This is a genomic window from Stutzerimonas kirkiae, assembly GCF_004327335.1.
Classification (GTDB): Bacteria; Pseudomonadota; Gammaproteobacteria; order Pseudomonadales; family Pseudomonadaceae; genus Stutzerimonas; species Stutzerimonas kirkiae.
This window is the reverse complement of sequence record NZ_QJUO01000043.1, coordinates 23,322-31,755: the sequence shown is the minus strand read 5'-3', so window position 1 is coordinate 31,755 and position 8,434 is coordinate 23,322. Positions and strand designations below refer to the sequence as shown.

The following is an 8,434-nucleotide window of genomic DNA, read 5'->3' as shown; positions in this document are numbered from 1 at the left end:
TGAACGGCGAAGACGACAACGAGCTGGGCACCACCGCGGTGAAGAAGCTGGTCGAGACGCTGGATACCTACATTCCCGAGCCGGTTCGTGCGATCGACCGTCCGTTCCTGATGCCGATCGAAGACGTGTTCTCGGTCTCCGGTCGTGGCACCGCGGTAACCGGTCGTGTCGAGCGCGGTATCGTCAAGGTTCAGGAAGAGATCGAGATCGTCGGTCTGCGTCCTACCACCAAGACTACCTGCACCGGTGTGGAAATGTTCCGCAAGCTGCTGGACGAAGGTCGTGCTGGTGAGAACTGCGGCGTCCTGCTGCGTGGCACCAAGCGTGACGAGGTCGAGCGTGGCCAGGTTCTGGCCAAGCCGGGCACGATCAAGCCGCACACCAAGTTCGAAGCTGAAGTGTACGTTCTGTCCAAGGAAGAGGGTGGTCGTCACACTCCGTTCTTCAAGGGCTACCGTCCGCAGTTCTACTTCCGTACCACTGACGTGACCGGTTCGTGCGAGCTGCCGGAAGGCGTCGAGATGGTCATGCCGGGTGACAACATCAAGATGGTTGTCACCCTGATCAAGCCGATCGCCATGGAAGACGGCCTGCGCTTCGCTATCCGCGAAGGTGGTCGTACCGTCGGCGCCGGCGTGGTCGCCAAGATCGTCGAATAAGTAGTTGATCTAGTCCTTTCAGGTCGGCATAATAGTCGGCCTGACTTTTTCTAGGCCAGTAGCTCAATTGGCAGAGCGGCGGTCTCCAAAACCGCAGGTTGGGGGTTCGATTCCCTCCTGGCCTGCCACTTTCAAGGTGGCAGTCTTAACAAGGTTCTAGCAGATGAATGTCAAAGCTGAAGCCAGTGACTCGCGCTTCGACTTGGTCAAGTGGCTTGTTGTGGCTGCTTTGGTTCTGGTTGGTGTGGTCGGTAACCAGTATTACTCGGCAGAGCCAATCCTCTATAGGGTTCTGGCTTTGCTTGCGGTGGCGGCAGTTGCGGCGGCCATTGCTTTTCAGACTGCGAAGGGGCGCGCATTCTTCATTCTTTTGAAGGAAGCGCGTGTCGAGATTCGCAAGGTCGTATGGCCGACTCGCCAGGAAACGACTCAGACCACGCTTATCGTGGTAGTGGTTGTTTTGATCATGGCGTTGCTGCTGTGGGGGTTGGATTCCCTGCTGGGTTGGCTGGTTTCCATGGTCGTAGGTTAAGGGTGTCTCGTGGCTAAGCGTTGGTATGTCGTGCATGCTTACTCGGGTTACGAGAAGCATGTAATGCGTTCCCTGATAGAGCGTGTCAAGCTTGCCGGCATGGAAGACGAGTTTGGCGAAATTCTGGTTCCCACTGAAGAAGTGGTTGAAATGCGTAATGGCCAGAAGCGCAAAAGCGAACGCAAATTCTTTCCTGGATATGTGCTGGTTCATATGGAGATGAACGAAGGTACCTGGCACCTGGTGAAGGATACTCCCCGGGTGATGGGTTTCATCGGCGGTACGGCGGACAAGCCGGCGCCGATCAGTGACAAGGAAGCCGATGCGATTCTGCGTCGTGTGGCTGATGGTAGCGACAAGCCCAAGCCAAAGACGCTGTTCGAGCCGGGCGAGGTTGTGCGTGTGGCCGATGGCCCATTCGCAGACTTCAATGGTGTGGTCGAAGAAGTCAATTACGAGAAGAGCCGCATTCAGGTTGCCGTGCTCATTTTCGGCCGCTCTACTCCGGTAGAGCTGGAGTTCAGTCAGGTCGAAAAGGTCTGATAGATGGTGTGATCCCGTACCCCGCAGCTACCGGCTGCGGGGTTTTGTTGTCACTGGGATACTCAAGCAAGAGAAGGGGAGCCGCAAGGCGCTAATACCCGTAACGGAGTAGCTATGGCTAAGAAGATTCAAGCTTACATCAAGCTTCAGGTAAAGGCCGGTCAGGCCAACCCGTCGCCCCCCGTTGGCCCTGCACTGGGTCAGCATGGTGTGAACATCATGGAGTTCTGCAAGGCGTTCAACGCGCGTACCCAGGGCCAGGAGCCCGGCCTGCCGACTCCAGTGATCATCACTGTGTATAGCGACCGCAGTTTCACTTTCGAAACCAAGAGCACCCCCGCTGCCGTTCTGCTGAAGAAGGCCGCCGGTGTCGCCAGTGGTTCGGCTCGCCCCAATACTCAGAAAGTCGGTACTGTTACCCGTGCCCAACTGGAAGAGATCGCCAAGGTCAAGAATGCAGACCTTACCGCTGCTGATCTGGAAGCTGCCGTGCGTACCATCGCTGGTTCCGCTCGTAGCATCGGTCTGAACGTGGAGGGCGTGTAATGGCTAAATTGACCAAGCGTCAGAAGGTTTTCGCTGAGAAGATCGAAGCAGGCAAGCAATACGCTTTCGAAGACGCAGCAAAACTGCTTTCCGAACTGTCTGTCGTCAAGTTCACCGAGTCCTTCGATATCGCCATCAACCTGGGCGTCGATCCTCGCAAGTCCGACCAGGTCGTTCGTGGCGCTACCGTTCTGCCGAACGGTACCGGTAAGACTGTTCGCGTTGCTGTCTTCACCCAGGGGCCTGCCGCAGAAGCTGCTCTGGCTGCTGGTGCTGATCGCGTCGGCATGGATGAACTGGCTGCCGAAATGAAGGGCGGCGACCTGAACTATGACGTAGTCATCGCATCTCCTGATGCAATGCGCGTTGTTGGTCAATTGGGTCAGGTTCTTGGCCCCCGTGGTCTGATGCCGAACCCCAAGGTTGGCACCGTGACTCCGGATGTCGCTACTGCCGTGAAAAATGCCAAAGCTGGCCAGGTGCGTTTCCGTACGGACAAGAATGGCATCATCCACAGCTCGGTTGGCAAGGTAGGTTTCGAAGCCGGTCAGCTCAAACAGAACGTGGAAGCCCTGCTGTCCGACCTGAAGCGCCTGAAGCCCTCGACTTCCAAGGGTATCTACGTCAAGCGTGTAACGCTGAGCACCACCATGGGTCCGGGTCTGATCATCGACCAGGCTTCCCTCGAGGCATGATTTGCCGGCCCGCGTGAGCGGGCCTGGCTTGAAAATTGGGGTCCCTGCCTGGCGGGGGCTATCCAAGACCGTAGGCGACGCAAGTCTTAAAAGATGGAGTCTTCCAGAGCCTACGCAGAGGTGCTCCCGATTCATACCGAATCAGACACCAAATCGCGTCCGGCCTTGGCCGGATGAACCGGTAACATCCAGGAGTAAAACCCGTGGCAATCAAACTCGAAGACAAGAAAGCCATCGTCGCTGAAGTCAACGAGGCTGCCAAAGCTGCCCTTTCCGCTGTCGTGGCCGATGCCCGTGGCGTGACTGTGGGGGCCATGACCGGACTCCGTAAAGAGGCCCGCGAAGCTGGCGTGTACGTACGTGTCGTGCGTAACACCCTGCTCAAGCGCGCTGTTGAAGGCACGCCATACGATGTGCTCAACGACGTGTTCAAAGGCCCGACCCTGATCGCATTCTCCAACGAACACCCAGGCGCTGCCGCCCGTCTGTTCAAGGAATTCGCCAAGGGTCAGGACAAGTTCGAGATCAAGGCCGCTGCATTCGAGGGTCAGTTCCTCGCAGCCAACCAGATCGACGTACTGGCAACCCTGCCGACCTATGACGAAGCCATTTCCCAGCTGATGAGCGTTATCCAAGGCGCTACCAGCAAGCTGGCTCGTACTCTGGCGGCTGTTCGCGATCAGAAAGAAGCCGCTGCTGCCTGATCGGCGCATGGTTTTTCGCGATTCAATACTTATTTGATGGCCACAGGCCGTCCCCAAGACAGGAACTAGAGTCATGGCTCTGACCAACGAAGAAATCATCGAAGCAGTTGCCCAGAAAACCGTTCTGGAAGTTGTCGAGCTGATCAAGGCTTTCGAAGAGAAGTTCGGTGTTACCGCCGCCGCCGCTACCGTCGCCGCTGCCGGCCCGGCTGCTGCCGCTGTCGAAGAGCAAACCGAATTCACCATCGTTCTGACTGAAACTGGCGACAAGAAGGTCAACGTGATCAAGGCTGTTCGCGAACTGACCGGCCTGGGCCTGAAAGAAGCCAAGGCTGTTGTCGACGGTGCCCCGGGCGTCGTCAAGGAAGGCGTTTCGAAAGAAGAAGCCGAAGCTGCCAAGAAAGCTCTGGAAGAAGCTGGCGCCAAAGTCGAGCTCAAGTAAGCGACGATTTTGCGTCTACAGCCGAAACGCTTCGCGTAAGGCTGATGGCTGGTGGCTCTTGCCACCGGCCTTTTTCCGTTATAGCTGTGCCCCTGGTGGGCCCTATGACGGATGCCACCCGAGGGTGGAGCGGATCTCGGATTCGCAAGATTTTTGGCTACCTCCGCAGGAGGGGCCAGCACAAGCAGGTGACCAAGCTGGGGAACGCTGATGGCTTACTCATACACTGAGAAAAAACGTATCCGCAAGGACTTTAGCAAGTTACCGCACGTGATGGACGTGCCGTACCTTTTGGCCATCCAGCTGGATTCGTACCGCGAATTCCTGCAGGCGGGACTGAACAAGGATCAGTTCCGCGACATTGGCTTGCATGCCGCTTTCAAATCCGTCTTTCCGATCATCAGCTACTCCGGCAATGCAGCGCTGGAGTACGTTGGTTATCGCCTGGGTGATCCTGCCTTCGATGTGAAGGAATGCGTGCTGCGGGGGGTGACCTTCGCCGTGCCACTGCGTGTGCGTGTGCGCCTGATCATTTTCGACAAGGAGTCGTCGAGCAAGGCCATCAAGGACATCAAGGAGCAGGAAGTCTACATGGGGGAAATCCCCCTGATGACCGAGAACGGTACCTTCATCATCAACGGTACCGAGCGTGTCATCGTTTCCCAGTTGCACCGCTCTCCGGGTGTGTTCTTCGACCACGACCGTGGCAAGACCCACAGCTCCGGCAAGCTGTTGTACTCCGCGCGCATCATTCCCTACCGCGGCTCCTGGCTGGACTTCGAGTTCGATCCGAAGGACGCGGTCTTCGTCCGTATCGACCGTCGCCGCAAGCTGCCGGCATCGGTGCTGCTGCGCGCCCTGAGTTACAGCACCGAGGAAATCCTCGATGCCTTCTATGACACCAACGTGTTCCACGTGAAGGGTGAAAACCTGACCCTGGAACTGGTGCCGCAGCGCCTGCGTGGCGAGATCGCCGCATTCGATATCCGTGATGAAAGCGGCAAGGTGCTGGTCGAGCAGGGCCGCCGCATCACTGCGCGCCATATCAACCAGCTCGACAAGGCCGGCATCAAGGAACTCGAACTGCCGATGGATTACGTGCTGGGCCGTACCACGGCCAAGGCCATCGTGCATCCGGCCACCGGTGAAATCCTCGCCGAGTGCAACACCGAGCTGACCGTCGAACTGATGGCCAAGCTGGTCAAGGGCCAGGTGGTGCGTTTCGAAACGCTGTACACCAACGATATCGACTGCGGTCCGTTCATCTCCGATACATTGAAGATCGACTCGACCACCAACCAGCTCGAAGCACTGGTCGAGATCTACCGCATGATGCGTCCTGGCGAGCCGCCAACCAAGGACGCCGCCGAGACGCTGTTCAACAACCTGTTTTTCGCACCCGAGCGTTACGACCTGTCCGCCGTGGGCCGCATGAAGTTCAACCGCCGTATCGGTCGTGCCGAGATCGAGGGTTCGGGCGTGCTGAGCCGCGAAGACATCGTCGCAGTGCTCAAGACGCTGGTCGACATTCGTAACGGCAAGGGCATCGTCGACGACATCGACCACCTGGGCAACCGTCGCGTGCGCTGTGTCGGCGAGATGGCCGAGAACCAGTTCCGCGTTGGCCTGGTGCGTGTCGAGCGGGCGGTCAAGGAGCGCCTGTCCATGGCCGAAAGCGAAGGCCTGATGCCGCAGGACCTGATCAACGCCAAGCCGGTCGCGGCGGCGGTGAAGGAGTTCTTCGGTTCCAGCCAGCTTTCCCAGTTCATGGACCAGAACAACCCGCTCTCCGAGATCACCCACAAGCGTCGTGTCTCCGCACTCGGCCCGGGCGGCCTGACCCGCGAGCGCGCAGGCTTCGAAGTCCGTGACGTACACCCGACCCACTATGGCCGCGTGTGCCCGATCGAAACCCCTGAAGGTCCGAACATCGGCCTGATCAACTCGCTGGCTGCCTACGCTCGTACCAACCAGTACGGCTTCCTGGAAAGCCCGTACCGTGTGGTCAAGGACGCCAACGTCACCGACGAGATCGTCTTCCTGTCGGCGATCGAAGAGGCGGACCATGTCATCGCCCAGGCCAGTGCCAAGCTCGAAGGTACCAAGCTTGTCGATGAACTGGTGGCCGTGCGTCACCTGAACGAGTTCACCGTCAAGGCGCCGGAAGACGTCACGCTGATGGACGTTTCCCCTCGCCAGGTGGTTTCCGTCGCCGCGTCGCTGATCCCGTTCCTCGAGCACGACGACGCCAACCGCGCGTTGATGGGCTCGAACATGCAGCGCCAGGCGGTCCCGACCCTGCGCTCGGACAAGCCGCTGGTCGGTACCGGCATGGAGCGCAACGTCGCCCGTGACTCCGGTGTCTGCGTGGTGGCTCGCCGTGGTGGAGTGATCGACTCGGTCGATGCCAGCCGCATCGTCGTGCGCGTGCATGATGACGAGGTCGAGACGGGCGAGGCCGGTGTCGACATCTACAACCTGACCAAATACACCCGTTCCAACCAGAACACCTGCATCAACCAGCGCCCGCTGGTGAGCAAGGGTGATGTGGTGGCGCGTAGCGACATCATGGCCGACGGCCCGTCCACCGATATGGGTGAACTGGCACTGGGTCAGAACATGCGCGTCGCCTTCATGCCCTGGAACGGCTACAACTTCGAAGACTCCATCCTGCTTTCGGAGCGCGTGGTCCAGGAAGACCGCTTCACCACCATCCATATCCAGGAACTGACCTGCGTATCCCGCGATACCAAGCTCGGCCCGGAGGAGATCACCGCGGACATCCCGAACGTCGGTGAGGCCGCGCTGAACAAGCTGGATGAGGCGGGGATCGTCTATGTCGGTGCCGAAGTCGGCGCTGGCGATATCCTGGTCGGCAAGGTAACACCGAAAGGCGAGACGCAACTGACGCCGGAAGAGAAACTGCTGCGTGCGATCTTTGGTGAGAAGGCCAGCGACGTCAAGGACACCTCCCTGCGCGTGCCGACCGGCACCAAGGGTACCGTCATCGACGTGCAGGTCTTCACCCGCGATGGCGTCGAGCGTGACTCCCGCGCCCTGGCCATCGAGAAGATGCAGCTCGACGAGATCCGCAAGGACCTCAACGAGGAATTCCGTATCGTCGAAGGCGCCACGTTCGAGCGTCTGCGTTCGGCACTGGTCGGCGCCAACGCCGAAGGTGGCGCGGGCCTGAAAAAGGGCACGGTCATCACCGACGAGGTCCTCGACAATATCGAGCATGGCCAGTGGTTCAAGCTGCGCATGTCCGAGGATGCTCTGAACGAGCAACTGGAGAAGGCTCAGGCCTATCTGTCGGACCGCCGGCAACTGCTGGACGACAAGTTCGAAGACAAGAAGCGCAAGCTGCAGCAGGGCGATGACCTGGCGCCGGGCGTGCTGAAGATCGTCAAGGTCTACCTGGCAATCAAGCGTCGCATCCAGCCAGGTGACAAGATGGCGGGTCGCCACGGTAACAAGGGTGTGGTCTCGGTCATCATGCCGGTCGAAGACATGCCGCACGATGCCTATGGCACGCCGGTCGATATCGTCCTCAACCCGCTGGGCGTACCGTCGCGGATGAACGTCGGGCAGATTCTCGAAACCCACCTGGGCCTTGCGGCCAAGGGGCTGGGCGAGAAGATCAACCGCATGCTCGAAGAGCAGCGCAAGATCGCCGACCTGCGCAAATTCCTGAGCGAGATCTACAACGAGATCGGTGGTCGCCAGGAAGACCTGGAAAGTTTCAGCGACCAGGAAATCCTCGATCTGGCGAGCAACCTCAAGGCTGGCGTACCGATGGCCACTCCGGTCTTCGACGGTGCCAAGGAGCGAGAGATCAAGGCGATGCTGAAGCTGGCTGATCTGCCGGAAAGCGGTCAGATGCAACTGTTCGACGGCCGTACCGGTAACGCTTTCGAGCGCACCACCACGGTCGGCTACATGTACATGCTCAAGCTGAACCACCTGGTCGACGACAAGATGCATGCCCGCTCCACCGGCTCCTACAGCCTGGTCACCCAGCAACCGCTGGGCGGCAAGGCGCAGTTCGGTGGTCAGCGTTTCGGGGAAATGGAGGTCTGGGCGCTGGAAGCTTATGGCGCCGCCTACACCCTGCAGGAAATGCTGACAGTGAAATCGGACGATGTGAACGGACGGACCAAGATGTACAAGAACATCGTGGACGGCGATCACCGCATGGAGGCCGGCATGCCCGAGTCCTTCAACGTGTTGATCAAGGAAATCCGTTCCCTGGGTATCGACATCGATCTGGAAACCGAATAACCACGCACCGCCTTCGCGATGCCCGGCCAGGC

General features: G+C 59.1%; 8 protein-coding genes and 1 tRNA gene. All 9 read left to right on the top strand.

Annotation, left to right across the window (positions count from 1 at the left end; all coding sequences use genetic code 11):
* A partial coding sequence (locus tag DNJ95_RS17695; RefSeq protein WP_244944429.1) for an EF-Tu C-terminal domain-related protein occupies positions 1 to 659 on the top strand: 659 nt, incomplete at its 5' end.
* Positions 660 to 711: 52 nt separating this feature from the next.
* Positions 712 to 787: transfer RNA gene (locus DNJ95_RS17690), tRNA-Trp, on the top strand.
* A 35-nt stretch (positions 788 to 822) separates the two neighbouring features.
* Complete coding sequence (secE, locus tag DNJ95_RS17685; RefSeq protein WP_131186044.1) at positions 823 to 1,191, top strand: preprotein translocase subunit SecE; 369 nt, start codon at positions 823 to 825, stop codon at positions 1,189 to 1,191.
* A gap of 9 nt (positions 1,192 to 1,200) precedes the next feature.
* Complete coding sequence (gene nusG / locus DNJ95_RS17680; protein WP_131186043.1) at positions 1,201 to 1,734, top strand: transcription termination/antitermination protein NusG; 534 nt, start codon at positions 1,201 to 1,203, stop codon at positions 1,732 to 1,734.
* A gap of 114 nt (positions 1,735 to 1,848) precedes the next feature.
* Positions 1,849 to 2,280, top strand: coding sequence for a 50S ribosomal protein L11 (gene rplK, locus DNJ95_RS17675; RefSeq protein ID WP_131186042.1), 432 nt, complete (start codon positions 1,849 to 1,851; stop codon positions 2,278 to 2,280).
* Positions 2,280 to 2,975, top strand: coding sequence for a 50S ribosomal protein L1 (gene rplA, locus DNJ95_RS17670; protein WP_131186041.1), 696 nt, complete (start codon positions 2,280 to 2,282; stop codon positions 2,973 to 2,975). The genes rplK and rplA overlap by 1 nt, the downstream gene beginning before the upstream one ends.
* 203 nt (positions 2,976 to 3,178) lie before the next feature.
* The gene (rplJ, locus tag DNJ95_RS17665; RefSeq protein WP_131186040.1) at positions 3,179 to 3,679 is read left to right on the top strand and encodes a 50S ribosomal protein L10; all 501 of its coding nucleotides are present in this window, start codon (positions 3,179 to 3,181) and stop codon (positions 3,677 to 3,679) included.
* A gap of 73 nt (positions 3,680 to 3,752) precedes the next feature.
* Positions 3,753 to 4,121, top strand: a complete 369-nt coding sequence (gene rplL, locus DNJ95_RS17660) for a 50S ribosomal protein L7/L12 (protein ID WP_131186039.1) — start codon at positions 3,753 to 3,755, stop codon at positions 4,119 to 4,121.
* Positions 4,122 to 4,331: 210 nt separating this feature from the next.
* The gene (gene rpoB, locus DNJ95_RS17655) at positions 4,332 to 8,402 is read left to right on the top strand and encodes a DNA-directed RNA polymerase subunit beta (RefSeq protein ID WP_131186038.1); all 4,071 of its coding nucleotides are present in this window, start codon (positions 4,332 to 4,334) and stop codon (positions 8,400 to 8,402) included.
* The last annotated feature ends 32 nt before the right edge of the window (positions 8,403 to 8,434 follow it).

Bases quoted from the DNA above. Each gene is read 5' to 3' on its own strand.
- rplK (WP_131186042.1), top strand. From the start codon at position 1,849: ATGGCTAAGAAGATTCAAGCTTACATCAAGCTTCAGGTAAAGGCCGGT.
- rpoB (WP_131186038.1), top strand. From the start codon at position 4,332: ATGGCTTACTCATACACTGAGAAAAAACGTATCCGCAAGGACTTTAGC.
- rplA (WP_131186041.1), top strand. From the start codon at position 2,280: ATGGCTAAATTGACCAAGCGTCAGAAGGTTTTCGCTGAGAAGATCGAA.
- rplL (WP_131186039.1), top strand. From the start codon at position 3,753: ATGGCTCTGACCAACGAAGAAATCATCGAAGCAGTTGCCCAGAAAACC.
- secE (WP_131186044.1), top strand. From the start codon at position 823: ATGAATGTCAAAGCTGAAGCCAGTGACTCGCGCTTCGACTTGGTCAAG.